Raw genomic sequence first — 24,704 nt, 5'->3', positions numbered from 1 at the left:
ATGTTTCGAGCCGTGATTGGTATCTTTGAAAACTGCGTATCAGGACAATCGAAATACTTTAACGCCAAAAACGCGTCTGAGCACAATGACGCATTCAAAGCGATCGCTGCTTTGCTCAATGATTTACGGATTAGCGCCTAACCATAGGTTAGGCGCTAATAGCGTTCGGTCTTAGCGGTTGACGCTGATCAGTTGCATGTTGAAGACGAGGGTGCCAGTCGGACGCCCGCCTGCACCGCTATTGCCGTAAGCGAGATCTGCGGGAATATAGAGCGTGCGCGCTTCACAGACGGCCATGTCAGCCAAGCTCTGGTTCCAGCCGGGAATAAACCCGTTTGACTTATGGGTCATCGGAGACCCTTTCACATAGCTACTGTCGAACACTTCACCATTGGGGAAATAGCCGTGATAATTAGCGGTGATGGACTCGCCAGCGTCTGGTTTTACGCCATTTTTGATGCCCGCTTGAATGACTTTATACTGGAGCCCTGAATCCGTTTGCTCAACATCATCGCGCGCTGCGTTCTGAATGTGCCAATCCGCAAAATCCTCAGTGTCCGGTAGGGATTCGTCAGGATAGGCGTCGAGGCCAACAATCATTGCGTCGGGACAGACGGTGACGGCATTCATGGCGGCAGCATCGCCATTGGCCTCCATATCATCTGACGCAGGGGCACAAGCTGCCAGCAAGGCAGCAAGAGAGGCGGTAGCAAGAATACGTGTCATAGAATCTCCAAAGAGGTAAACGTGTCTGAAAGGGTTAAACGGTTTGCTAGCGGGCAAGTTCCCGCATCGCGTTTTCAAGTCCGGTGAGAGTCATGGGGAACATACGTTCCGCGCCGATAATTTGTTGGATCATTTGCGTGGACTGGCTGAATTCCCAGTATTTTTCTTGGGTCGGGTTGATCCAAATGAGGTGCGGATAAATATCGGCGATACGTTGCAACCAAACAGCGCCTGACTCCTCGTTCCAATGTTCAACAGAGCCACCGCGCATCGCGACTTCATAAGGGCTCATTGCGGCATCGCCGATAATGACAACACGGTGGTCACTCGGAAATTTATGTAGAATGTCCCACGTCGGGGTCACTTCGGACATGCGACGGCGATTGTCCTTCCAGACTTGTTCATACAGGCAATTGTGGAAGTAAAAATATTCCAGCCGCTTGAACTCGCTCTTGGCGGCACTGAACAGGTCTTCGGCCTGTTTGACATGCGCGTCCATGGATCCGCCTATATCGAAAAAAGCGAGGACTTTAACGGCGTTGCGGCGCTCTGGGCGCATGCGAATGTCAAGCCAGCCTTGTTTGGCGGTGCCATCGATTGTCCCATTAAGATCAAATTCTTCGGCAGCGCCTTCGCGCGCGAATTTCCGCAGGCGACGGAGCGCGATTTTAATATTGCGTGTGCCGATTTCACGGTCGCCGTCGAGGTTTTTAAACTGACGTTTATCCCAGACTTTGACCGCTTTACCGTGGCGACCGTCTTTCTGGCCGATCCGCACACCTTCGGGGTTATAGCCATAGGCCCCAAAGGGGGATTTGCCTGCGGTGCCGATATTTTTATTGCCGCCCTCGTGACGTTTTTCTTGATTTTCAAGCCGCTCCTTGAGCGCTTCCATGATCTTATCCAGATCACCGAGGGCTTCGATCTCTGCCATTTCTTCGGGCGAGAGATGAAGTTCCGCCATCTTCTTAAGCCAATCGTCGGGAATCGAATGTTCATCTTGGCCGAAAATATCGCCAAGATAATCAACGCCGCGAAACACATGGCCGAAGACCTGATCAAATTTGTCGATATCGCGCTCATCTTTCACCAACGCTGTACGCGACAGATAATAAAACCCATCCATACTGTCCTCCGGCACGCCCTTATCCAGCCCTTCCAACAGGGTTAGATATTCACGGATAGACACTGGCACAGAGGCGCGGCGTAGCTCGCTAAAAAAATGGTGGAACATTAACGAGGCCTAACGGGGCGTTCTTTGGCCCATTCCGGATGGGGGTTGGCAGGACGATCCACAGCCCGCCCAGAATATTTAAACACGACGAACTCCATTGGACCCTCGTTTGCGGCGCGAATACCATGATAGTCCCATGCCCGCGCAAAAAGAATATCGCCCGGATTGGCGGGCGTACTGATGCCGTTCAGTGTCCATATGCCTCGACCCCGTGTCACCATTAAATACTCCTCATCGGCATGGCGATGAGGAGGGTGGGTTTGCTGTCCCGCGTCTATTTTTGCGACCCCGACAAGCACAGGAGAGAGAGCATGCGTGTCTTCCGCAAAGTAGCTGTAGAACGTTCCCCAATCAGCCTGATCCACACTGGCTTGCGCTTCGCTCATAATTGCCGACGCCGGAGCGAGGTTCGTCGCATCGGTCATATCGGATGGGGCCGTGGCGCAGGCTGTCATGGCCAGTCCGAAGATCGCATAGGCTATAGGCCTCATGGACGGCATTCGCCGCGATAGGCGGCCGAGACGCCGGACCCATTCGCATTACACTCGTTGCCATACGTCCGGCCATCACATCCGCATACGGGCGCATATTCCTGTGTGCAGATTTGCGGGATTGGGCGACAAACGCCGGTTTGATCAGCGGCACCACATTGCGCCTCGACGGTGCGATAACAGAATTCGCCTTGAACGCCGCAGGTTGAGCCCGTCATACCGCCACAAATCCGATCGCCCGGTTGAGTCGCGGGCGGTTGCGGCAGGGGCGTGTAATCCACGGGAGGATAGGTTGGTTGGGTCGGATAGGTCACGGGACCTTGGTCATGACCCTGATGGGGGCCGTGATCATGATAGGGCGGGGCCTGAGTGCAGGAGACAAGCAAAACCGCAAAACCAATTAAAAATAAACGCATCATCCCGTCCTCACTTCAGTTTCAATTAACGCGGCCGCTTCGGGGTCAAGGCGAAGCGCCATGGCAAGGCGGTCGAGATAATCCCGTTCTGGCCCATTGGTGCCGTCTGCGATACGGCAGCTGACGGCGTAGATTTCGGCACCACATTGATCCGAAGTTGCCAGCGCCGCAATGTCCGCAGGCTGGTCTGGATCAGCGAGGAACTGGGCTAGTTGGTCAAGGTCAGCGTTGGGGTAGGCCTCAATCAGGGCGCGTTCCTCCTCATCAATCACGCCGTCGGCTTTTGCCGCGGCAATCATCGCGCGAAGCAACATCGTGGCCCGTCGGTCGGACGTTTTGCCCGTCAGCAAATTGATCGCATCTTTGAAATCTGTCGGCATCGCGCCGCGTTTGTGGCCTTTATACGCCACAGCGCCGAGGGCGGCGAGACCGCCTAGTGTCGCCAATTTACGGGTTGAGCGTGAGCTTAGTAACAACGCCAGTCCGCCAGCTATGCCGGCATATTTTGCTTGCTGTCGAATTTGGTCCCGGCTGGCGGCGCTATCGTCCATGCCCAGCGTGTCGATGAGGAAATTCTCCCCACGTTCCCCCAGTTCACGCGCCTGTTTTGTCAAATTCCCGGATCGACCTGTTAGGTTGAACCCACCCCCGAGAAGCTGTGCGAGCAAATCTTGTGGAGAGTTCATTGAAGGTTTGGGCGTGTTTGTCATCGGTGACTCCTCATATCATGCATATGCTCTTCGTCCTCTTGGATCAAATGCAACCTTGCCGCTGAGGGCGTTTCGCGCAAAACAAAGCGCATGAAGAAAATCCTCCTGTCGCTTGTTGCGCTCATTGTTATCGTGCTGATTGGCACGTCAATCTATCTATGGACTCCAGACGGTCGAGATTTTGACCCGGATGCCGCGAGAGAGGCCGCCGCGCAATATGACGCCCGGATCCTGCGGGACGAATACGGCGTCGCGCACGTATTCGGTAAAACGGATGCGGACGCGCATTTTGGCTTCGCCTACGCCCATGCCGAAGACGCGTGGGAGGTCATGGAAGAAACAATCATGGCGGGCCGTGGGGTCGCCAGCCAGTATCGCGGTAAAGCGGATGCGCCGGGTGACTATCTTTATGATCTATTCCGGGTCGAGCAGTCTGTGGCCGCAGGCGGCCTTGGTGTTCCCGATGACGTACGCGCGATCATGCAAGCCTATGTGGCGGGCGTGAATTTGTTCGCAGCGGAAAACCCGGGCCGGGTCACGCCGGGGCTTCTGCCATTGACTGAAGACGATGTTAATTCCGCCGTGATGTGGCTGACACCGTTTTTCTATCGCTTGGATGGCTATCTGGAACCGCTGTTTAGTGAAACAGACGCGCCGCAAGTCTCGCCTTGGGCACAGACGTCGAGCCTCAATCTTGAAGAGGTTGTGCGAGGATCAAATGGGTTTGCCGTCGCACCATCCCGGAGTGACGATGGCCATACGCGCTTGATCGTCAATTCTCACCAGCCCATGAATGGCCGCTACGCTTGGTATGAGGTTCACCTCGTTAGCGAAGAGGGGCTCAATATTATGGGCGGAACATTCCCTGGAACGCCAGTTGTGCCGCAAGGGATTACGCCAAACACAGCTTGGACCCATACCGTTAACCAACCTGACTTGGTCGATATCTATAAACTGGACGTTGATGATGAAGACGACCCGCAAACCTATAAATTGGACGGCGAATGGAAAGCGTTCGATCGGGGTGTATCCGAGTTTCGGGTGAAACTTTGGGGTCCATTCTCACTCCCCGTCAAACGCGATGCGCTTTGGTCCGAGCATGGTCCCGTCATCTCAACGCCGAATGGTCACTTTGCCTTGCGATTTGCCGGTATGGGCGAGACCGCAGCCGTTGAGCAGTGGTTCCGCATGGCGAAGGCACAAAACCTCACGGAATGGCGCGAAGCGCTTAATGTGAACGGCGTTCTTTCGTTTAATATGGTTTATGGCGATCGTGCGGGTAACATCGGCATGATCTACAATGGCCGCATTCCAAACCGGATCGAAGGCCCAGATTGGAAAAGTATTCTACCGGGTGATGATAGCCAACTTATCTGGGACGGTTTCCGCCCTGTGTCTGATTTGCCGCAAATTTGGAATCCGGATTGCGGCTGGTTATTTTCGGCCAACGCTACTCCGTTCATGGTCACGGATCCTCAATGCGATCTCAATCGCGAGGATTACTCAGAGACCTTCGGGATTGAAAAGCGGATCACGAACCGGTCGCGCCGCGCCGTAACGTTGTTCACCCAAGACTCCTCGATCACGCGCGAAGAGTTGCTCCGTTATCGCGCTGACACATTTTACGCGCCTGAGTCCCTGCTGATGCAGTTAGTCGTCGAATTGGTTGGAATGCCAAGCGATGATCCCGCCGTTAAAGCTGCGCAAGATGTGCTGCGCAATTGGGACGGCAATACAGCCCAAGCGTCACGCGGGGCGGCTTTGGCCGTCATCACAGGCGTTCGGACTCTCGGCTATGAATATACGGATGAGGCAGGCGCCTCGCTGGAAATTCTGCTCGCTGTGGCGAATGAACTAGACGCTGAATTCGGCCAAATTGATCCGGAATGGGGCGCGGTCAACCGCATCGTTCGCGGCGATGAAAACTGGCCACTGGACGGCGCACCGGATGTGCTTCGCGCGATCTATTCCGATAAGGACGGCGTCGCGAATGAGGGGTATCTGAATGCCTTCGCCGGTGACACGCACATTATGGTGGCCGATTGGGGCCCAGACGGCACGCTTCGGGCGGAGAGTATTCTGCAATACGGGTCTGCCACGGTTGACGAAACGTCGCCTCACTATGCCGATCAGGTCGAAATGTTCTCAAAGGGTGAGTATAAAACGCTGCACATGACACTGGATCAAGTGCTTGCGGTCGCGACAGAGGATTACCGTCCCGGCGACGCGCGTCCTTAGGTGATAGCCCTTGAGGCTACCGCCGAGAAGGCGGTCGCTTTGAGGATGGCGGCCGATTGGGCGTGGGTGTACGCTTCTGTGGCGTGGATCGGTTGCTCGGACGCGGCCCGGATTTGACCGGCTCTTGGCGCGGTTTCCAATAGTCGCGGCGGACGCGTTGTCCGAGGCGGGCGAGAAGTTCATAATTGATCGTCCCGGCTTCGCGCGCGCGCTCTTCCATATGGTCCCCGAGAAATTCGACAACGCCGCCAATTTGTACCGGCAAGTGAATGTCGGTCGTATCCAGCGTTGTGACGTCCATTGAGACTCGCCCAACGACAGGAATTGGCTGGTCGTGAATAACGGCGTGCCCTTTATTGCTAAGCGAAACGGGAACGCCGTCCGCATAGCCCGCTCCAACAATTGCGAGGCGCATATCGCGTGCGGCTGTGTGGGTGGCGTCATAGCCGATGTTTTCACCGGCCTTGATATAGCGAACCTGTAATATCGGCGCGAGCAGCTTCACGACGGACTTACCGACTTCTTTGTCAGGGCGATCCGTGGCCTTGCCGCCATAAAGTCCAATGCCCGGACGCACCATCTGGAAATGATAGTTTTTGCCGAGATAGATGCCCGCAGTATTAGCGAGGCTGAGCGGCGTTTCAGGGAGGGCGGCGGACAGTCGCTTGAACGCCAGCAATTGTGCAGCATTCATCGGGTGGTCCGTCATCGACCCGCAGGCTAGGTGGCTCATCACCCAATCGGGTTTGATCGCGCGCCAGAGGTCTTTTTCGTGCGCCAAGGTTTTCACTTCGGCTTCTGATAGACCCAATCTGTTCATGCCCGTATCAATGTGAACGGCCGTATAGGGCGGTTCATTGACCTCGCGGCTGACCTCTGCCCAGTAACGGGCTTGATCGACTGAACTGATGACGGGTTTGAGTTTCGCACCCAATAATGTGCCTTTATCACGCGGTGCAGGCCCGTTGAGCACATAGATGGCGCCGTTCGGACCAATCGCGTCGCGCAATATTTTGCCTTCGCCCGCTGTCGCAACAAAGAAGATGCGGCAGCCTGAGCCATAAAGCGCGCGGCCAATCGACTCGACCCCAAGACCATAGGCGTCAGCTTTGACGGAGGCGGCCACCTTGGCGCGCGGCGTCAGCGCTTTTAGCGCTTCATAATTTGCCTTCACCTGAGCGAGGTCAACGCGCAGGGTTGGTCGGGTCGAATAGGGCGGTAAGGTCATCGCCGCGCGCGTAAAGGCGCAATGGGGCGAATGCAAGGCGAGCGGGCTGTGTTCCGCCTAGAGCTGTGTGGCAATTTTGGCATTGCGCGTAATGGTTTCCCAATCCCGAGCGGCGAGCGAGGCCTTATCAGCGACCCATGATCCACCGACGCAAATGACGCTGGATAGATCAAGATAGCGGCGGACATCATCGCGCCCGATGCCACCCGTTGGCATAAAGCTCAATTGTGGCAGCGGGCCGCCAATCGCTTTTAGCGTGGACACGCCGCCAGCGGCTTCGGCGGGGAAAAACTTCACCGTGTCATAGCCGCGTTCCAGCATCGCGACGGCTTCGCCGACTGTACTGATGCCGGGCACACAGGGAATATGGCTGGCGGAAATGGCGTCCGCGAGTCGCGGGGTTGTTCCGGGCGTGACAATGAAATCCACGCCAATTTGGGTGCAGCGTTCGACTTGCTTCGTGTCGATGACTGTCCCGACACCGAGCAAAATGTCGTGTTTGGCATTTTTGAGAGCCTCGATCACCGCGAAAGCATTCGGTGTTCGCAATGTTAGCTCAATCACATCAATACCGCCGGCCATAAGGGCATCGGCGAGGGGAACCGCGTCATCCGGTGAGTCGAGAGCGACAACGGGAACAACTTGGCATAACTTGAGACGTTGAATGTCCATGAATAACCTCGATCTTCAAATGCTGTTCTAATAGCAATCGGCACGCTGATGCGGGCTAGGGTCACTTGACACCGCTGTCAATGCCGCCAAACGGGTCGAGAAAAGTCGAAATCTGAACGAGGATGGCAATGTGTCATTGTCACGCTATATTGCGCCCAGAGGACATAAAAAGCCTATGAAAACGACCATTACTGACGTGGCTAAACAAGCCGGCGTGTCGATGAAGACCGTCTCTCGTGTCTTAAATAGTGAGCCTAATGTTGCAAAAGCAACGCGTGAGCGGGTATTGGAAGCGGCAGCAGAGCTGCAATACCGTCCCAATCTGGCCGCGCGCGGATTGGCGAGTTCGCGGTCTTATTTGATTGCGTTGCTCTACGATAATCCCAATCCGAACTATATTATCCAAATCCAGCGCGGTGCGATCGAAGCCTGCCGCCGACACGGGTACCATCTTTTGCTAGAGCCTATGACGCGCGAGCAGGCGTCGGGGCCGGACGTTGGTAGCCTTCTGAGCCGCCTAGGTGTGGACGGTGTTATTCTCACGCCCCCGCTTTCTGATTCCATTCCGCTGAGACGTGAGATGGAGGCCCTTGGGTTGCGCTACGTTGCGATTGCGCCCGGTGACGTCGGCACGGTTCCAACTGTGCGCATGGATGACGTTAAGGCGGCAACAGAGATGGTAACTTATCTTATTGAACAAGGTCACCGTGATATCGGGTTCATTATTGGCCACCCCGATCATATCGCCAGTTCAAAACGACAGGACGGGTTTGAGGCGGCGATGAGGACGGCCGGGCTTACGCTGGATGAAAGTCGTATCATTCAGGGCGATTTTAAATTCAGGTCCGGGGTCAAGGCGGCTGAAACCTTGCTAAAAGATAGTGCCAACAGGCCCACAGCCATTTTCGCGTCTAATGACGATATGGCCGCTGGCGTGGTCAGTGTGGCGGGGCGTTTGGGAATTGATGTTCCGAGTGAATTGTCAGTCTGCGGGTTTGATAACACGGCGATCGCGCAAATTATTTGGCCTAAATTGACAACCGTTGCCCAGCCAATTCTGCAAATGGGTCGGAAAGCGGCAGAGGTATTGCTGGATCGATCCCAGAATGACGACCCCGTCGTTCACACACTGGATTTTGAAATTCTTGTGCGGGAATCCACGGGTAAGCCTAAGTAGTGCGTCGTTAGGTGAGTCTCAATTCATTGACAGCGCTGTCACGGTTTAGCATATCGAAGCAATTGCATCGGTCATTTCGATCGATCACGAGTTTACAGATAGAGATGCACCATGACGGAGCGTGATCCCGATGTAACGCAGAAGTCTGACCCTGGCGGGAAATCCGGCTTCGTCCCGGTTGACCCCTTTGAGCTGGTCGTGTTCGGTGCCACAGGGGATTTGGCACGGCGAAAGTTATTGCCATCGCTTTACCACCGTTTCTGTGACGGGCAGATTCCGGAGAATTCTCGTATCATTGGGGCGTCTCGATCAGAGTTGACCCGAGATGAGTTCGTCAAAATGGTGGCGGATGCTTATTATGAATTCGAAGATCACCCGGATTTCAAACCAGATTCCTTTAAACGTTTTACGGAAATGCTCGATTACGTCGCGGTAGACGTCACCAATGACGATGATGGGTGGAACGAATTGGCAAAGAAAATCGGGAAACAGTCTGACCTGATCCGTATTTTCTATTTGGCTATGCCGCCCCGACTTTTCGTCAAGATCGCGCAAGGTCTCGACGATGCAGGTCTCGCGCATGATAAGAGCCGGGTTGTGCTCGAAAAACCTCTCGGGAGGGATTTCGCCACTGCCGACGAGATCAATGAGGGCGTGGGCCGTGTTTTCGATGAAAACCGTATCTACCGAATTGACCATTATCTGGGCAAAGAAACCGTCCAAAATCTGATGGTTTTGCGGTTTGGCAATATCCTGTTGGAGCCACTCTGGAACAGCCGTGCGATCGAACATATTGAGCTGACCGTTGCGGAAAGCCTCGGTGTTGAGGGACGCGGTAGCTATTACGATGGATCGGGTGCGTTGCGCGATATGGTTCAGAACCACCTGTTGCAATTGCTCTGTCTCACAACGATGGAGCCGCCGGCCTCTATCGATGCGGACGACTTGCGGACCGAAAAAATAAAGGTTTTGAGGGCGTTACAGCCTGTTACAGCGCAAAATGTCAAAGAGACAACGGTGCGGGCGCAATATGTTCGGGGCCAAGTCGAGGGTGAGTCGGTAAAGGATTATTTGTCCGACGTTGAGGTTGATGAATCCAAAACGGAGAGTTTCGTCGCGATTCACACAGAAATCAAAAATTGGCGCTGGGCCGGGGTGCCGATCTATATTCGGACGGGCAAGCGCATGGCGAGTAAACGCTCGGAAATTGTCATTCAATTCCGTCCCGTGCCGCATTCTATCTTTCCAGAGACGACCAATATCACGCCAAACAAGCTCGTGATTCGATTGCAGCCGGATGAGGCTGTGAAACTTTGGATGGAAATTAAAGAGCCGGGGGCAGGCGGGCTTCGCCTCAAAACGCTCCCGCTCAACCTCTCCTATGCCGACAATTTCACGGTCCGTTATCCCGATGCCTATGAGCGGCTTTTGATGGATGTTGTCCGCGGTAATCTCTCGCTCTTTATGCGACGGGACGAAGTTGAAGCGGCCTGGCGTTGGGTCGATGGAATTATTGATGCGTGGGAAGAAACGGATCAACGGATTAGTCTCTATCCCGCAGGGTCCGACGGGCCCGATGCGGCCGTTTTCATGCTGGAACAACTCGGCGATCGTTGGTCGGAACACTGATGGCCAGCATGGACATAAGGCTTTTCAAAGACAAATCGGCGCTTGTTGATGCGGCGACGACGCACCTTTCTGCCGTTCTCGATGACGCATTAAAGGCGCGGGGTCGCGCGAGTGCAATGCTGTCAGGGGGCTCTAGTCCGAAACCGATTTATGAGGCGCTGGGCAAGGTACCTTTGGCGTGGAGCGGAGTCGGTATTAGCCTCGTTGACGAACGCTGGGTGCCGCGCGGCTCGGCGGGGTCAAATGCAGACTTTATTCAGGCCTGCTTTGCCGGGACTGAGGCTGAGAACGCTTTTTTCGTCCCCCTTTATAATGGTGATACGTCGCCCGAAACGGGTCTAGCCGCGGCGGAACAAGCCCTCGCGCTGATTGCGCAACCGTTCGATCTCTGTGTGTTGGGTATGGGCATGGATGGCCACACAGCGTCTTGGTTTCCATACAGTGGTGGATTGGTCGCGGCGCTCGATTTGGACAACACAGCGACGCTCGCGGCGATTGATGCGTCAGGCTGCGCCGTCGCAGGCGATCACACGGACCGTATCACCCTGACTTTATCCGCTGTCGCGGCCTCCCGGAACATCATTTTACTTTTACCGAGCGCGGAAAAACTGTCTGTGTTCAAAGCAGCCGCGAAGAAAGACCCGCTAGAAGCGCCCGTAAAGAACCTTCATGCGTTGGGAGATCGATTGACCGTCTATGCCTTGGAGGAACTGAAATGAGCGTCAAAGCTGAGCTACAGGCGGTCACTGACCGCATTATAGAGCGCTCCGCGAAGACGCGGGCAGCCTACATGGCAGCGTGTCAGGCGAATATGCGCCCCGGACCGCGTCGGCGGCGTCTCTCTGAGGGCAATTTAGCTCACGCAGCGGCGGCTTGCCCGGTACTTGAAAAAACTGAGATTTTGGGCGCGAGTTGGCCGAATATAGGCATTGTCACGGCGTATAATGATATGCTGTCCGCGCATCAGCCGTTTGATCGGTTCCCAGAAATTATCAAACATGCAGCGCGCCGGAATGGGGCGACAGCGCAGGTCGCAGGCGGCGTGCCCGCTATGTGTGACGGGGTCACGCAAGGCCAAGACGGGATGGAGCTGTCGTTGTTTTCCCGCGATATTATTGCGCGCGGCACGGCCATCGCGCTGTCCCACGATTGTTTTGATGCGGTGATCCATTTGGGAGTTTGTGACAAAATCGTTCCCGGGCTGCTCATCGCAGCGCTTCGTTACGGCTATTTGCCACATATTTTTGCGCCCGCAGGACCGATGCCATCGGGGATTCCAAATCCAGAAAAAGCGCGTATTCGACAACTTTTTGCGGCGGGTGAAATTGGCCGCGAAGAGCTGTTGAAAGCCGAAGCTGCGAGCTATCACGCACCGGGGACATGCACATTCTACGGTACGGCGAATACCAATCAGATGCTGATGGAAATTATGGGCATGCAATTGCCCGGCAGCTCCTTCATCCATCCCAACACACCACTGCGGGATGCTATGACGGCACAGACTACACGCCGCGCGGTTCAGATCACCAATATGTCTGTCGGACAGGGGGGGGATTTCACCCCGGCCTGTGAGGTGATTGACGAACGCGCCATTGTGAATGGCCTCGTCGGTTTAATGGCGACGGGCGGATCGACGAATTTGACGATCCATCTGTCCGCAATTGCGCGCAGTGCCGGGATTATCATCAATTGGGACGATTACGCGGACATCTCTCATATCGTCCCCCTTATCTGTCGCATTTATCCGAACGGTGTCTCTGACGTGAATCACTTCCATGCGGCGGGCGGCATGAGCTACCTTATTGGTGAATTGATTAGCTCTAACCTGTTGCATGCTGACGTTAAAACTATCGCGGGCGGCGAGGGATTAGTTGAATATACGCGTGAGCCTATCCGCAATAAACATGCGGAAGCCGACACGGTCCTCTACCGTGCAGGCCCCACGGTCAGCCTCGACAAAGAGGTTCTGACCTCTGTTGACGAACCCTTCCGCACCGATGGCGGTCTGGCTGTCCTATCGGGCAATCTGGGTCGCGGTGTAATGAAAGTTTCGGCTGTGAAACAGGAAAACTGGTTCGTTGAAGCACCAGCCATCGTGATCGATGACCAAAATGACCTTATCGCCATGCATAAGGCCGGAGAGTTGGAACGCGACTTTGTGGCGGTTCTGCGTTTCCAAGGTCCCCGCGCCAATGGCATGCCGGAGCTGCATAAGCTGACGCCAGTGCTGGGTTTGCAACAAGATAAGGGATTCCGTGTCGCGCTGGTGACGGACGGCCGTATGTCCGGCGCGTCAGGCAAAGTGCCGGCCGCGATACATCTGCATCCTGAGGCGCTCTTGGGTGGCCCCTTATCGCGCGTCGAGACGGGCGATATTGTCCGGGTTGATCCATCAAATGGCTCAGTGGTGGTCTTAGGCGTCGATTTGGATAGTCGGACACCCGCATTAGGGCCTGTTCGAACCAATCTTTCGACACTGGGAATGAATATGTTTGCCCCGCAAAGGGCCATTGCGACAGATGCTGAGAGCGGTGCCTCAACATTAGGCGAATTGGACGTACCAAAATAAACGGGAGGGGTTAAACCGCTTCCAAAAAGGCCGTTGGCCAAAATGAGGGACACAGTGTGGATCACACATTAGTTGGCGATGTTGGTGGAACCAATGCGCGCTTCGCTCTTGCTGAGCGGACCACGCATGGCACGATCGAATTACACCATTCAAATCGGTATGCGGTAAAGGATTTTTCGCATTTTAACGATGCGGTTGATGCCTATCTCGATAGTATCGACGTCAAGCCAAAGCGCGCAGCCTTTGCTTTCGCAGGGCCTAAATTCGATGATGAAATTCGGATGACCAATGTCGATTGGATCGTGTCGGAAAACAATCTGATGTCGACCTTTGGATTTCAAGAAGCCGTTGTCCTGAACGATTTCGTTGCTATGGCGAATGGCGCAACGGTCATTCCGGATGATGGGTTTCAGACCCTCATTGACGGCAAAGTAAATTACGCCAAACCCGTCGCCGTGATGGGGCCAGGAACAGGTCTCGGCTTATCGTGTATTCTTCCGGGTCGTCCGCTTCGCATTGTACCAACAGAGGGCGGGCACACGGCTTTCTCCCCACAGTCCGAGCTAGAGATAGAGGTCTTGCGCTATTGGGTTAGTCGTATCCCCTATGTCTCCGCCGAAGCGCTTATTTCGGGTCCGGGCTTGTTCCGCCTTTATACGGCGCTTTGTGAGATTCAAGGCGAGGCCCCAATTTGCACAAAGGAAGACGAAATTGTCGCGGCCGGCCAAGCCAATCCAAATTCTGTCGCGCGCCTGTGCGTGAGGACTTTTTGCGACATGCTGGGCACATTTGCGGGCAATGCTTGCGTGACATTGGGCGCGTCGGGCGGTGTAGTTTTAGGCGGAGGTGTATCGCGACATATTGCGCCGTTCATCGCTGAATCAGAGTTTAAGGCACGGTTTCAAGAACGCGGATACGGATCATGGTTTGTCAAAGACGTGCCCGTACGCCTCATCCAAGCGCATTTTGTGGCGCTTTACGGGGCTGCGGCTATGGTCCTGTCGTAGATCGAATTTAGAGTGAGCTGTTTTAGGGATAGATTATGAAACGACTTCTTCCGCTGCTTCTTCTCTCGGCCTGTGTGACAGCGCCCGATCCGAGTTTCCCTACGATTGGATCAATTGACGATATGGCGCGCGGTATTCTACCGGCAAATGCACAAATCGAAGACTTAGGCGGTGAGTTTGCATGGTCCGAAGGCCCCGTTTGGATCGAAGACGGATATCTTCTTTTTACAGACGTGCCGAGCAACGCGATCTGGAAGTTTAGCGATACAGAGGGGTTATCGCTTTGGATGCTGCCGGCAGGATCGAAAGTGAAAGAGGATTTCACATCCTCTCCGGGCGCGAACGGCCTTTACCCCTATGGAGCTGGTAAAATCCTTGTGCCAGATCATGGCAACCGGGCGCTTTATGTTATGGATGTTGAGACACAGGTGAAGACGGTCTTGGTCGATAAATTTGAGGGCAAGCGCCTCAATTCCCCGAATGATGTTGTCGTGCATTCGTCCGGCATGATTTACTTTACCGACCCGCCTTACGGCCTGACAAATCAGGACGATAATCCGGCTAAAGAACTGGACTTTAACGGCGTATTCGCCCTGTCCCCGGACGGCGACCTAAGCGTCATTGATCGCACGCTGACCCGGCCGAACGGGATTGCGCTCTCTCCAGACGGTCGGTCGCTTTACGTCGCGAATTCAGATCCAGATGATTCTAAATTTATGACCTATCCCGTGACAGCGGACGGCGATGTCGGGGCTGGGTCGCTTTTCTTGGATGTCTCAACTGAGCGCGAAAGTGAAGGTTTTGGCAATCCAGACGGAATGGCCGTCGCCACGGACGGCACGATTTTCGCGACGGGACCGGGGGGAGTCTGGGTGATTTCCCCTAAAGGCGATAAACTCGGTCTTATTCGGACTGGGAAACCTGTCGCGAATGTCGCCTTTGGAGATGCGGATCGTAAGATGCTATATATGACGAGCTATGACCGTCTCACGCGCATCCATACGCGAAAGACGGGACTGTAAGTCAGGTGCGCGATTAACTCTTTATCCCGGCGGCGATAAGTGAATCGAGTTTCGGCAAGTTTGCACCAGAGACAAATTCATCGTTTAAGATGAAAAACGGTGTTCCGGTGAGCGCTGGAATGCGGTTGCCGATGGTCAGGTTATCTTGAATTTGGCGCGCAATCGCGGGGTCTTTCATATCACGTTCGAGCTGGTCGACATTCAGGCCTAAATTCTTCCCGATCTCCAACACGCGCGCCTCATTGATGGAGCGCTCACCCATCAGAGCGAAATGCATCTTCTTATATTTGCCTTGCCGCGCAGAGGCGAGGGCGGCGCGCGCAGCCATGTGTGACGTTCCATCAATGCCCGTCAAAACAGGAAGCTCTTTGAAGACGACGCGGACATCATCGGGATATTTCGCAATCGTTTCTTCCATCCACTCGGTCGACCGTTTGCAGAAGCCACAATTATAGTCAAAAAACTCGACGAGTTGAATTTTAGCGTCTTTCGGGCCGATGGAATAATCACGGGGGTCACGGAAAATCTGATCCGAAAGATCGGCAATCGCATCGACAGTTTCTTGTACTTCTTCTTGCTCGCTTTTCTTGTCGAGTTCGATGAGTGCTTCGCGGATAATTTCAGGATTTTCGAGCAAATAGGCGCGAACGATAGCTTCCACGTCAGCCTTTGACATGTCGCCGGGGCCCGCTTGAGCACAGGCCGCAAGACCGAGAATGGAAACCGCAGCTGCGGTTCTAAAGAAAAGTTTCATGGGGAAATCCAAAATAATTTTGACGCGGCAACCCTAGGGGCTGCGTAATTGACTTAAGGTTGGATAGTCGATCCGCTGCGCCAGCGCGATTCCTTTTGGGTGTCTGTCGATGAAGTTATCGTGAACGGCTTTCCGCGGCGCTGATTGCGGCGGCTTTTTTCAAGTTGTGTGTCTGCCACCACGATGATGTCTGACGCCCGACGCCATTGCGGCGTCTCGCGAGGAAGGTCTTTCTGTGCGCGCCCTGCAAATGACCGGGCTGAGTTCAAATCCCCAATGGCATAATACCGCTCGGCCGACGCATATTTCGCCAGCGCATCCTCGTTTTGTTCAGCGTAGGCAAGGGAGAGGAGATACCAGCCATAGGAATAGCGGTCTTCTTGGCGCAGGGCGGATTTCAACAAGTCGATCGCGCGGTTGACTTTGGCTTCGTCGCGCGTCTCGATCAGGGATTGCGCCAAAGCGACTTTAAGCAACATTGCGTCCGGTTTGAGTTCAAGGGCACGTTCAGCTGAGGGTAAGGCTTCTTCACGCTTGCCGGATTCATAGAGAACTTGGGCCTTAAGCTCGTGAAAGTAGGGGTTCTCTGGCTCATCCTCAATCAAAGTATCGAGCACGCGAACGGCGCTGCGAATGTCGCCTGACCGGAAATGCGCCACCGTACGCGCATAGCGCGCGGGCTTAGACATTTCAGTCAAAGGAAATCGATTGAAGACAAGTTGTGGCGCATCCAGAAAGCCGCTCAATTTTGCTTTCATCATCTCATGACGATGCAGATCTTCGGGCGAGTCCGGCGTATCCGTAAAGGGGCTCTCAGCAACCCGTTCACGCAGTTGATCGATACGGTTGGCCGAGAGAGGGTGGGAGCGGAAATATTCATAGCGGCGACTTTGTGACAGCACTTCCTGAGCCCGGAAATTCTCAAAAAAATCGATCAGACCCTGACCGGATTGTCCGGTCGTTTCAAGAAACTGTGCCGCGTATTGATCCGCAGATGATTCGTTGACGCGGGAATAAGCCAAGGCTTCAACTTGGCCGAATTGCGTCGCCCCGCCGAGGATCGCTGCGCCAGCGCCGCCTTCGCCAGCGAGGATAGCGGCAAGCCCAACCCCAGCAGCCAGTAACATCGCCCCGTAAGCCGACCTGTTGCCATAGTCAGAGCGAACAATATGCCCGCCGACAATATGCCCTGCTTCGTGCGCGATGACGCCCTTAAGCTCGTTGGGCGTTTCCGCCCGCATAATCAGGCCGCTATGGAGGAAAATATTCTGTCCGCGCGTCACAAACGCGTTCAATTCCGGGTCGTTGACGATGTAAATATCGACAGAGCTAGGATTGAGACCGCCCGCGCGCAGGAGGGGGGTCGAGAACTCGCGCAAGGTCTCTTCAATTTCAGTATCGCGCAACAGACTTTGCGCTTGGCTCTGGACGACGAGCAACGTGGCAATCGCCAATCCGCTCATCAAGCGGAGCAAAGCCGTTATAAATGTTTGAGCCGCAACCATAAAGGCCTTGTTCACTGCGCTGCGAGGCGGGTCAAGTTACGCGGGGGTCACAATTCAGTGTGACCCCCGTCGATTTATCTTCTGTTCAGGAAACTATTCCTTGCCCATCAGGCGGTCGAGTAGGCCGCGTTTACGCCGAGGTGGTGCTTTACGGCGACGGTCGTCGGCAGACTCCTGCACGGGATTTTCCGCAACAGGCGCTGGCTTGGGCGCCGGAACCTGCTTTGGCTCAGCTTGTGGCGTCGGCGTTGGCGCAGGTTTGCGAGCGGGGGCTTTACGCCGAGCCGCAGGTTTGGCCTCTGCCTTCGGGGCTTCGTCTTGCGTCGCTTTTATAGGCGCGGTTTTAGCCGGTGCCTTTTTCGCGGGCGCTTTACGTTTCGGCGCTGTGCCCGCCTTTGCCGCGTCTGCCGTTTTCTTCGGCGCAGCCCGTTTACGAGCCGGCTTAGGTGCCGCGTCCGCAACGTCGGCCGATTTAGCCGGAGCCTTCGCCTTTGTCGGCGCCTTTGCTTTCGCTGGAGCCTTAGTCGGGGCTTTGGTTGGCGTTTTCGCAGGGGCTTTACGACGGGCCGCAGGTTTCGACGCTGTCGTCCCTTCATCTTTCGATGTCGCGGCAGCTTTCACGGGGGCCTTGCGGCGACGCGTTGGTTTGGCGTCATCCGCTTTTGCCGTGTCCGTCGCCACTTTGTCACGCGCAGGCGCTTTTTTCACAGGAGCTTTTGCCGTCGTTTTAGCGGGCGCTTTGCGACGACGTGCAGGTTTAGCCTCCGCCTCAGTCGTGTCGGTCTCTACGGCTTTGGTAGGTGCCCGACGACGTGTGGGTTTGGCCGTTTCCTCTGACGTCGGCGCATCCTCTTTGGACGTTGCCGCCTTAGCAGGCGCCTTACGACGACCCGCTGCTTTAGGGGCGTCAGTTGGTTTTTCCACATTGCGGGACGGCGCCCGACGACGACGACCCGACTTGGGCGCGTCCTCTTGTGGGGCTTCAGCTGTCGTCACAGCCGTATCAGGCTGAACGTCAGATGTTTCGGACGTGTCCTTAGAGCCATCCCGGGACGGCGCTTTGCGGCGTGAACGGCTACGGCGTTTACGCGGAGCTGGTGTATCGTCTGAAGGGGCATCCGGCGTTTCAGTCTTAGCGGTCTCGGCTTCGTCTGAAGTCGTTTCCGTTTCGGATGTTTTAGACGGGGCACGGCGACGACGACGGCGACGCGGTTTCGCGTCTTCATCAGCCACTGCAGTGTCAGTTGGCTCGGCGTTGTCAGCCGTATCCGCCGTGTCATCAGCGTTATCTGTCTCAGAACCGTCAGAATCTGTTGGACGACGTTTACGATTGCGACCGCCGCGACGACCCCGACGACGGCGAGGTTTGTTCTCATCATCGTCCTCACGGACCTCTGACGTTTGATCCTCAGCCGTGGTTTCGTCGTCTTCGTCCTCATCACTGACATCGGGCTTAGAGGCCGCGCGTTGACGTTGCTGCTCAGAACGAGTCGTCTCTTCGCGAATGTCTTTTTCGATCTGAACGAGCGGATCTTTGCGGCTGTCTTCACGCTTTTCGATGATTTCAATCGTGAAGGATGGACGGATCAAATTGTCATCATGTTCAACAACGGTGAAGACGTCAGCATTTTCGTCGACCTTGGTCAGCAGATCACGTTTCTCATTGAGGAGGTAAAGCGCAACGTCGGGGGGACATTTCAACCGGATTTTCTTGGCTTTGCCGCGAATAGCGAATTCTTCAACCGCGCGGATTGCGGCGAGGGCCGCTGATTCCACAGTCCGTTTGCGGCCTACGCCGCCACAGTGCTGACACGCTGCCGTGCTGCCTTCCAAGAGGGAACGGCGGCGACGCTGTCGGCTGATTTCCATCAGACCGAACTGGCTGATGCGCGATGTCTGGATGCGGGCGCGATCTTGCGTCAGCATATTTTTCATCTTGTTTTCAACCGTGCGGTTGTTGCGGCTCTCATCCATGTCGATGAAGTCAACCACGATTAGCCCGGCGAGATCCCGGAGGCGCATCTGACGCGCCAGCTCTTCCGCAGCTTCAATATTGGTCTTGAGTGCCGTGCGTTCGACATTGCGTTCTTTCGTCGATTTGCCTGAGTTCACATCGACGGAGACAAGCGCTTCTGTCGGATGGATTACAAGGTAACCGCCGGATTTCAGCTGCACAGTCGCGTCAAGGCTGTTCTCGATCTGGCGTTCGACATCATAGCGCAGGTAGAGCGGAATTGGATCATCATACCGTTTCACGAACTTTGCGTGGCTCGGCATCAGCATTTTGATAAAGGCTTTGGCATTCTTGTAAGCGTCTTCGCCTTGGACCAGAACTTCCTCGATATCTTTATTGTAGAGATCGCGGATGGACCGCTTCACGAGGTTGCCCTCTTCATGGATCAATGCAGGCGCGACGGAATTCAACGTTGTATCCCGAATTTCGTCCCACAAACGCGATAGATAGCTATAGTCGCGTGTAATCTCAGCTTTGGTGCGCTTTGCGCCCGCCGTACGGACAATAACGCCCATCCCTTGTGGGACGGACAGCTCGTCCATAATGGCTTTCAACCGTTTGCGATCAGACCCATTGGCGATTTTGCGGGAAATGCCGCCACCGCGGGGTGTGTTGGGCATAAGCACGCAATAGCGTCCGGCGAGCGACATATATGTCGTCATGGCCGCGCCTTTATTGCCGCGCTCTTCTTTGACCGCTTGCACCAGAAGGATCTGGCCACGCTTGATGACTTCTTGGATTTTATAGCGACGGCGGCGCATTTGTTTGCGGCGGTGACTCGCGACTTTGACTTGTTCGTCGGCCACTTCAGCGTCGTTTTCGTCAGAGGTATCATTGACATCTGGGTCAAGATTTACGTCTTCTTCGACATCTTCATCACTATCGGACGCTTCCGCGAGTTCTTCCTCGTCCTGCTTTTGCAGCGCGAGTTTATCCTCGTAGGGGATCTGGTAATAGTCAGGGTGGATTTCAGAAAAGGCGAGGAAGCCGTGGCGATTGCCACCATAGTCGATAAAGGCCGCTTGCAGCGACGGCTCTACGCGTGTGACTTTGGCGAGATAGACATTGCCGCGAAGCTGTCGCTTGTTGCGGCTTTCGAAATCAAGTTCTTCGACTCGGGTTCCGTCGACGATGACGACCCGGGTTTCTTCCGGGTGAGCGGCATCGATTAGCATACGTTTTGTCATGGAGTTCTCCTGCGGCCCGGAGATAAATTTGCGGCGCCTCACCACGGCAGAGCGTGGGGCGTTCTCGCAAAAGGGGGCCAGTTGTAAGGGATGTGAGGGGGGCGCGTGCAGGCAAAACGACCGTTGATCGTTCAAACAGGTTTGTTAGTCTCGCACGACGCATGAATTCTCTCAGATAGGGGATGCAGCGCAATTATTTGTGCTGTCCCATCAGATCCGTCGCCATGCAGGGCGTCTCATATGACACACTGCCGCGACTGGATTGAATGCGTCCTGCCTTAATTCGTGAGTGTGTGCAAAGCATTTGTCAGGTTAAGGCGGTGATGAAAATGTAATGATTGATCACACTGCTTTATAAGGGTTTATTCACCCTGTTGCGAAAAGGTCCCTCGCATGTCGACCCGGGCTCTCATAATCGCGATAATACTCGCCCTTATTGCTCTGCCGGCGATAGCATCAGGTCCACGCTACTTTAAAGATGCTGTCCCTTACCCGCGTATAAAGCCTGCTCCGAGTGCCGGCAAGCCTCTGATCGTGATTGATCCGGGGCATGGTGGAAAGGATCCGGGCGCCGTCGGCCAAAAAGGATTGCTCGAGAAAACGGTCACGACCAGCGCTGCAAAAGAGTTGAAAGCGCTGTTGGAAAGAACGGGCCGGTATGAGGTGCTTCTGACTCGTAGCGGAGACAGCTTTGTCGAACATGACGACCGCGTTCGCATCGCGCGCGAGAAACACGCGGATTTGTTCATTTCCATTCACGCTGATTCCACCAACGGTTCATCAACCCGAGGAGCGTCCGTTTACACGCTGGCCGACCGCGCACGAAATCGCAGTAAACGGATCGTGAATGGCCAAAACTGGATCATGGATGTTGATTTGGCGGAACAAAGCGATTCTGTTGGTGATATCCTCGTTGACCTGGCGCAGCGCAGCACGGAGAGTCAGTCTGAAGCCTTCGCTGATATTTTACTGGAAAACCTTGAAGGAAAAACAAGACTCGTCGGGAATTCTCATCGTCGGGCAGGGTATTACGTTTTATTGGCGCCAGACGTACCCGCCGTCTTGTTAGAACTTGGGTTTCTGTCGAATTCTGAGGACGAAAAACTGCTTAAAACTAAAGCACATCGCACGAAGTTGATGAAGGCCGTTCGCCGTTCTGTTGATGAGTATTTTGTAGGGCCCGGCAGACCTGGCTGAGACCCCTTGACCCGAAAAGCATATCTGGCGCTAAATCGCCCGAATTTGATGCAAAATTAGCACAGCTAGACCTCGACCTTGCCACAATTCCCTATAGATGTATCGGCGTGTCAGACATCGTATCAGAAATTACCGAGACGCCTGAGCCGTCTTCGCCCGCGCCTATAAAGCGCTCACGTCGGGCGCTTTATTTCAAAATTGCCAAATGGGTTGTTCTCACCGGTTTCGTCTTTGGCGTTATCGTTGCGATTGCCCTGACGATTTGGACCATTCGCGCAACCAAAGACCTGCCGAGCGTTCAAGCTCTGTCTGAATATAAGCCCGCCATTATGAGCCGCGTTCATGCGGGTGACGGCAAGCTTATCAGCGAGTTTCGGACTGAGGCACGGGTGTTTGTGCCCATCGTAAGTGTCCCGACACGGCTGCAACAGGCGTTTGTCGCGTCTGAAGACAAGCGCTTTTACACGCATAATGGCTGGGACCCGATTGGGCTGACCCGCGCTGCCTTAACGGCGCCGGGCAAAAAACTCAGCGGACAACGCATTGGCGGCACCTCGACAATCACGCAGCAAGTCGCGAAGAACTTCCTCGTCGGGGACGATTACTCGATGAAACGCAAAGTGCGTGAGATTTTCATCGCGCGCCGGATGGAGAAAGCTTTTGAGAAAGGTGATATTCTAGAGCTTTACTTGAATGACAACTATTTTGGTCGCGGCGCTTATGGTGTGGCCGCGGCGGCGTTGAACCATTTCGGCAAAGAAATGGATGATTTGACGATTGGCGAGATGGCCTATCTCGCGCTCGTGGTCAAAGGGCCCGCCAATTACGAACTCGACAACCCCAAAGAATATGCCGCAGCCCGTTCGCGCCAACAATACGTACTAAATCGTATGGCCGAGGACGGCTACATTACGCAAGTCGAGGCTGATGAGGCCTTCGCCGCGCCACTAGAGTGGACGGACCGGTTGAACGGCGCTGAATATTTGGCCGCGGAATATTTCGTTGAGGAAGCGCGCAAGCAGATTTTCGCTATGTATGGCTCAGAGGAGCTCTATTCGGGTGGTCTCTCGATCCGCACGACGCTTGATACGGATATGCAACTCGCAGGGCGTCGCGCCCTTCGCCGCGGACTTGAAATGCTGGACCGTCGTATGGGCTGGCGCGGACCGCTGGCGACGTTTGAAACGATGGACAGTTGGAACGAACAGCTTGCGGCCTTTGCGGCTCCTAAAGATATTGGTGATTGGCGCGTCGCTGTCGTGCTCGAACGAGATTCGACCACGGCAAAGCTGGGCTTAATTAAAGGCGCCGAAGACAGCGACGTCGCGGAAGAGGTCGACGGTCCTGCCGACACAGACGTTGCGGCTGAACTTGCGACGGAAACGGGTCAACTCGCTTTGGAAGATGTCGCTTGGGCTGGGAAAGCGCTGAATAATGGCGTGCGCGGCGCGCCGCCTAAATCGTTGAACAGCGTAATTTCCGTCGGGGATGTTATTCTCGTTGAGGCGCATACAACTAAAGTTGGAGCCTATAATCTTCGGCAAGTGCCGGACGTCAACGGCGCGTTGATTGCAATGGACCCGCATACGGGGCGTGTGAAAGCGCTGATCGGTGGTTATAGTTTTGAACAAAGCCAATTTAACCGCGTGACCCAAGCCTATCGTCAGCCGGGATCAAGCTTCAAACCGTTTGTTTATGCATCGGCCCTGCTGGAAGGCTTTACACCCGCTTCGCAAGTGCTCGACGCGCCGTTTGTTATCGAGCGGTCGGATTCGGATTGTGAAGTCAATGAGTTGGGCGTGCTTGAGCTTCGCGATACGGGCGAAGATCGGAGTGAAGGCCAGACAACCCAGCCAGCCCTGCGCGATCAATGCGAACGTTTCTATAAACCTGAAAACTATGATGCCGGCCGCTACTATGGCTTGTCGACGCTACGCCTCGGGATTGAGAAATCACGTAATGCGATGACGGTACGATTGGCGAACGATATTGGCATGGCCCCCATCATGCGTACGTCCCGTCGATTTGGTATTTATGATAATCCTCTCCCTGAATTGGCGTGGGCCTTGGGCGCGGGCGAAACCAACTTACTGCGTTTGGCCACGGCCTATTCCATGATGATCAATGGCGGCAAACAAATCGTGCCGAGTATTTTGGACCGGGTGCAAGACGGGCAGGGGAAGACGATTTTCTTGAATGGCGATGTGACATGCCCAGAATGTCAGCAAAAGGATTATACGGGACAAGCACCACCTGTTTTGCCGGATGATCGTGAACAGGTCATTGACCCGATCACGGCCTATCAAGTCACCTATATGATGATTGGCGCGGTCGAAAACGGCACAGGCGCAAAGTTGAGAGCGCTTGGACGGCCTGTCGGTGGCAAGACGGGCACAACCAATGATTCAAAGGATAACTGGTTCATGGCTTTCACGCCGGACCTCGTTGTTGGGGTCTATGTCGGCAAGGATACACCGCAACAAATGGGTTATGAGACGGGTTCATCCTCGGCGGCGCCGATCGTGCTCGATTTCATGACCGAAGTGCTCGAAAATGAACCTATGGTGCCGTTTCGTATCCCAGATGGCTTGACGCTGGCTCCGGTTAATCGCGACACGGGTGAGCCAAGCTTTATCGGCGCGCCGAATGTGATTCTCGAAGCCTTCCGTCCCGGCACAGAGCCAAAGGTCGGGTCGCTGGACAGAACAATCAGGATTGGATCTGGCAGTGATACGTTCGGATCGGGCTTTTTCGGCTCTGGTCCCAAGCGCCTTGATGATACGATTCCACCGGGTTTAGGTGAAGAACCTCCTTTCCCAACCGATGACCCCGTCCTTAATCCACTAGATCTGCCGACAGACACCCCCGTGAAGACCCCTGATCCGGAGCCTGAAGAGGATCTGGATGACGGTCTATACTAGGTCAAAA

The 24,704-nt window shown here is 54.9% G+C and carries 19 protein-coding genes; 9 read left to right on the top strand and 10 right to left on the bottom strand.

Features of this window, described 5'->3' with window-relative positions; all coding sequences use genetic code 11:
• Nucleotides 1-171: 171 nt before the first annotated feature.
• From IE105_RS06545 to IE105_RS06525, 5 genes are read right to left on the bottom strand one after another with little or no spacing between them, the layout of a single operon-like run.
• A complete protein-coding gene (locus IE105_RS06545) occupies nucleotides 172-726 on the bottom strand; it encodes an FKBP-type peptidyl-prolyl cis-trans isomerase (RefSeq protein ID WP_189496655.1) in 555 nt (184 codons plus the stop codon).
• A gap of 46 nt (nucleotides 727-772) precedes the next feature.
• Entirely contained in the window at nucleotides 773-1,960 is a 1,188-nt protein-coding gene (locus IE105_RS06540) for a vWA domain-containing protein (RefSeq protein ID WP_189496653.1), read from the bottom strand.
• Complete coding sequence (locus IE105_RS06535; RefSeq protein ID WP_189496652.1) at nucleotides 1,960-2,451, bottom strand: cupin domain-containing protein; 492 nt, start codon at nucleotides 2,449-2,451, stop codon at nucleotides 1,960-1,962. The genes IE105_RS06540 and IE105_RS06535 overlap by 1 nt, the downstream gene beginning before the upstream one ends.
• The gene (locus IE105_RS06530) at nucleotides 2,448-2,870 is read right to left on the bottom strand and encodes a Kazal-type serine protease inhibitor family protein (protein WP_233354020.1); all 423 of its coding nucleotides are present in this window, start codon (nucleotides 2,868-2,870) and stop codon (nucleotides 2,448-2,450) included. The genes IE105_RS06535 and IE105_RS06530 overlap by 4 nt, the downstream gene beginning before the upstream one ends.
• Nucleotides 2,867-3,577, bottom strand: a complete 711-nt coding sequence (locus tag IE105_RS06525; protein ID WP_189496650.1) for a tellurite resistance TerB family protein — start codon at nucleotides 3,575-3,577, stop codon at nucleotides 2,867-2,869. The genes IE105_RS06530 and IE105_RS06525 overlap by 4 nt, the downstream gene beginning before the upstream one ends.
• A gap of 90 nt (nucleotides 3,578-3,667) precedes the next feature.
• On the opposite strand from IE105_RS06525, the gene IE105_RS06520 reads away from it, so the two are divergent.
• Nucleotides 3,668-5,815 (top strand): penicillin acylase family protein, encoded by a 2,148-nt coding sequence (locus IE105_RS06520; RefSeq protein WP_189496648.1) that lies wholly within the window; start codon nucleotides 3,668-3,670, stop codon nucleotides 5,813-5,815.
• A gap of 16 nt (nucleotides 5,816-5,831) precedes the next feature.
• Here the strand turns inward: IE105_RS06520 and alr are convergent, their stop codons facing one another.
• Both alr and eda read right to left on the bottom strand, forming a co-directional pair.
• Entirely contained in the window at nucleotides 5,832-7,043 is a 1,212-nt protein-coding gene (gene alr / locus IE105_RS06515; RefSeq protein ID WP_189496646.1) for an alanine racemase, read from the bottom strand.
• A 57-nt stretch (nucleotides 7,044-7,100) separates the two neighbouring features.
• Nucleotides 7,101-7,715 (bottom strand): bifunctional 4-hydroxy-2-oxoglutarate aldolase/2-dehydro-3-deoxy-phosphogluconate aldolase, encoded by a 615-nt coding sequence (gene eda, locus IE105_RS06510; RefSeq protein WP_189496644.1) that lies wholly within the window; start codon nucleotides 7,713-7,715, stop codon nucleotides 7,101-7,103.
• 175 nt (nucleotides 7,716-7,890) lie between these two features.
• On the opposite strand from eda, the gene IE105_RS06505 reads away from it, so the two are divergent.
• The 6 genes from IE105_RS06505 (at nucleotide 7,891) to IE105_RS06480 (ending at nucleotide 15,119) form a co-directional block, all read left to right on the top strand.
• Nucleotides 7,891-8,892 carry a LacI family DNA-binding transcriptional regulator gene (locus IE105_RS06505; protein WP_189496642.1) on the top strand — a complete coding sequence of 334 codons (1,002 nt, stop codon included), beginning with the start codon at nucleotides 7,891-7,893 and terminating at the stop codon, nucleotides 8,890-8,892.
• 111 nt (nucleotides 8,893-9,003) lie between these two features.
• Nucleotides 9,004-10,521 carry a glucose-6-phosphate dehydrogenase gene (zwf, locus tag IE105_RS06500; RefSeq protein WP_189496639.1) on the top strand — a complete coding sequence of 506 codons (1,518 nt, stop codon included), beginning with the start codon at nucleotides 9,004-9,006 and terminating at the stop codon, nucleotides 10,519-10,521.
• A gap of 8 nt (nucleotides 10,522-10,529) precedes the next feature.
• Nucleotides 10,530-11,240, top strand: coding sequence for a 6-phosphogluconolactonase (gene pgl, locus IE105_RS06495; protein WP_189496637.1), 711 nt, complete (start codon nucleotides 10,530-10,532; stop codon nucleotides 11,238-11,240).
• A complete protein-coding gene (edd, locus tag IE105_RS06490) occupies nucleotides 11,237-13,090 on the top strand; it encodes a phosphogluconate dehydratase (protein WP_189496635.1) in 1,854 nt (617 codons plus the stop codon). Before pgl ends, edd begins: the two co-directional genes overlap by 4 nt.
• 56 nt (nucleotides 13,091-13,146) lie before the next feature.
• Nucleotides 13,147-14,097 carry a glucokinase gene (locus IE105_RS06485; protein ID WP_189496633.1) on the top strand — a complete coding sequence of 317 codons (951 nt, stop codon included), beginning with the start codon at nucleotides 13,147-13,149 and terminating at the stop codon, nucleotides 14,095-14,097.
• Between the two features lie 35 nt (nucleotides 14,098-14,132).
• Nucleotides 14,133-15,119, top strand: coding sequence for an SMP-30/gluconolactonase/LRE family protein (locus IE105_RS06480; protein ID WP_189496631.1), 987 nt, complete (start codon nucleotides 14,133-14,135; stop codon nucleotides 15,117-15,119).
• Nucleotides 15,120-15,132: 13 nt separating this feature from the next.
• Here the strand turns inward: IE105_RS06480 and IE105_RS06475 are convergent, their stop codons facing one another.
• The 3 genes from IE105_RS06475 to IE105_RS06465 form a co-directional block, all read right to left on the bottom strand.
• The gene (locus IE105_RS06475; RefSeq protein WP_189496629.1) at nucleotides 15,133-15,873 is read right to left on the bottom strand and encodes a DsbA family protein; all 741 of its coding nucleotides are present in this window, start codon (nucleotides 15,871-15,873) and stop codon (nucleotides 15,133-15,135) included.
• A 53-nt stretch (nucleotides 15,874-15,926) separates the two neighbouring features.
• Nucleotides 15,927-17,378 carry a M48 family metalloprotease gene (locus IE105_RS06470; RefSeq protein WP_189496627.1) on the bottom strand — a complete coding sequence of 484 codons (1,452 nt, stop codon included), beginning with the start codon at nucleotides 17,376-17,378 and terminating at the stop codon, nucleotides 15,927-15,929.
• A gap of 93 nt (nucleotides 17,379-17,471) precedes the next feature.
• Nucleotides 17,472-20,579, bottom strand: coding sequence for a ribonuclease E/G (locus tag IE105_RS06465; protein ID WP_189496625.1), 3,108 nt, complete (start codon nucleotides 20,577-20,579; stop codon nucleotides 17,472-17,474).
• Nucleotides 20,580-20,972: 393 nt separating this feature from the next.
• Here IE105_RS06465 and IE105_RS06460 point away from each other — a divergent pair, with 393 nt between their 5' ends.
• The gene (locus IE105_RS06460) at nucleotides 20,973-21,776 is read left to right on the top strand and encodes an N-acetylmuramoyl-L-alanine amidase family protein (protein WP_189496623.1); all 804 of its coding nucleotides are present in this window, start codon (nucleotides 20,973-20,975) and stop codon (nucleotides 21,774-21,776) included.
• Nucleotides 21,777-21,883: 107 nt separating this feature from the next.
• Nucleotides 21,884-24,697 (top strand): penicillin-binding protein 1A, encoded by a 2,814-nt coding sequence (locus IE105_RS06455; RefSeq protein WP_189496621.1) that lies wholly within the window; start codon nucleotides 21,884-21,886, stop codon nucleotides 24,695-24,697.
• Nucleotides 24,698-24,704: the final 7 nt, after the last annotated feature.

The sequence above is a fragment of the Algimonas arctica genome, assembly GCF_014652695.1.
Taxonomy (GTDB): Bacteria; Pseudomonadota; Alphaproteobacteria; order Caulobacterales; family Maricaulaceae; genus Litorimonas; species Litorimonas arctica.
The sequence above is the reverse complement of the archived record's forward strand: the minus strand, read 5'-3'. Positions and strand labels throughout refer to the sequence as shown.

Coding starts and splice junctions, on each gene's coding strand:
- IE105_RS06535 (WP_189496652.1), bottom strand. CDS start 2,451: ATGAGGCCTATAGCCTATGCGATCTTCGGACTGGCCATGACAGCCTGC.
- zwf (WP_189496639.1), top strand. CDS start 9,004: ATGACGGAGCGTGATCCCGATGTAACGCAGAAGTCTGACCCTGGCGGG.
- IE105_RS06545 (WP_189496655.1), bottom strand. CDS start 726: ATGACACGTATTCTTGCTACCGCCTCTCTTGCTGCCTTGCTGGCAGCT.
- IE105_RS06540 (WP_189496653.1), bottom strand. CDS start 1,960: ATGTTCCACCATTTTTTTAGCGAGCTACGCCGCGCCTCTGTGCCAGTG.
- pgl (WP_189496637.1), top strand. CDS start 10,530: ATGGACATAAGGCTTTTCAAAGACAAATCGGCGCTTGTTGATGCGGCG.
- IE105_RS06475 (WP_189496629.1), bottom strand. CDS start 15,873: ATGAAACTTTTCTTTAGAACCGCAGCTGCGGTTTCCATTCTCGGTCTT.
- IE105_RS06460 (WP_189496623.1), top strand. CDS start 20,973: ATGTCGACCCGGGCTCTCATAATCGCGATAATACTCGCCCTTATTGCT.
- IE105_RS06525 (WP_189496650.1), bottom strand. CDS start 3,577: ATGACAAACACGCCCAAACCTTCAATGAACTCTCCACAAGATTTGCTC.
- alr (WP_189496646.1), bottom strand. CDS start 7,043: ATGACCTTACCGCCCTATTCGACCCGACCAACCCTGCGCGTTGACCTC.
- edd (WP_189496635.1), top strand. CDS start 11,237: ATGAGCGTCAAAGCTGAGCTACAGGCGGTCACTGACCGCATTATAGAG.
- IE105_RS06520 (WP_189496648.1), top strand. CDS start 3,668: ATGAAGAAAATCCTCCTGTCGCTTGTTGCGCTCATTGTTATCGTGCTG.
- eda (WP_189496644.1), bottom strand. CDS start 7,715: ATGGACATTCAACGTCTCAAGTTATGCCAAGTTGTTCCCGTTGTCGCT.
- IE105_RS06480 (WP_189496631.1), top strand. CDS start 14,133: ATGAAACGACTTCTTCCGCTGCTTCTTCTCTCGGCCTGTGTGACAGCG.
- IE105_RS06530 (WP_233354020.1), bottom strand. CDS start 2,870: ATGATGCGTTTATTTTTAATTGGTTTTGCGGTTTTGCTTGTCTCCTGC.
- IE105_RS06505 (WP_189496642.1), top strand. CDS start 7,891: ATGAAAACGACCATTACTGACGTGGCTAAACAAGCCGGCGTGTCGATG.
- IE105_RS06465 (WP_189496625.1), bottom strand. CDS start 20,579: ATGACAAAACGTATGCTAATCGATGCCGCTCACCCGGAAGAAACCCGG.
- IE105_RS06470 (WP_189496627.1), bottom strand. CDS start 17,378: ATGGTTGCGGCTCAAACATTTATAACGGCTTTGCTCCGCTTGATGAGC.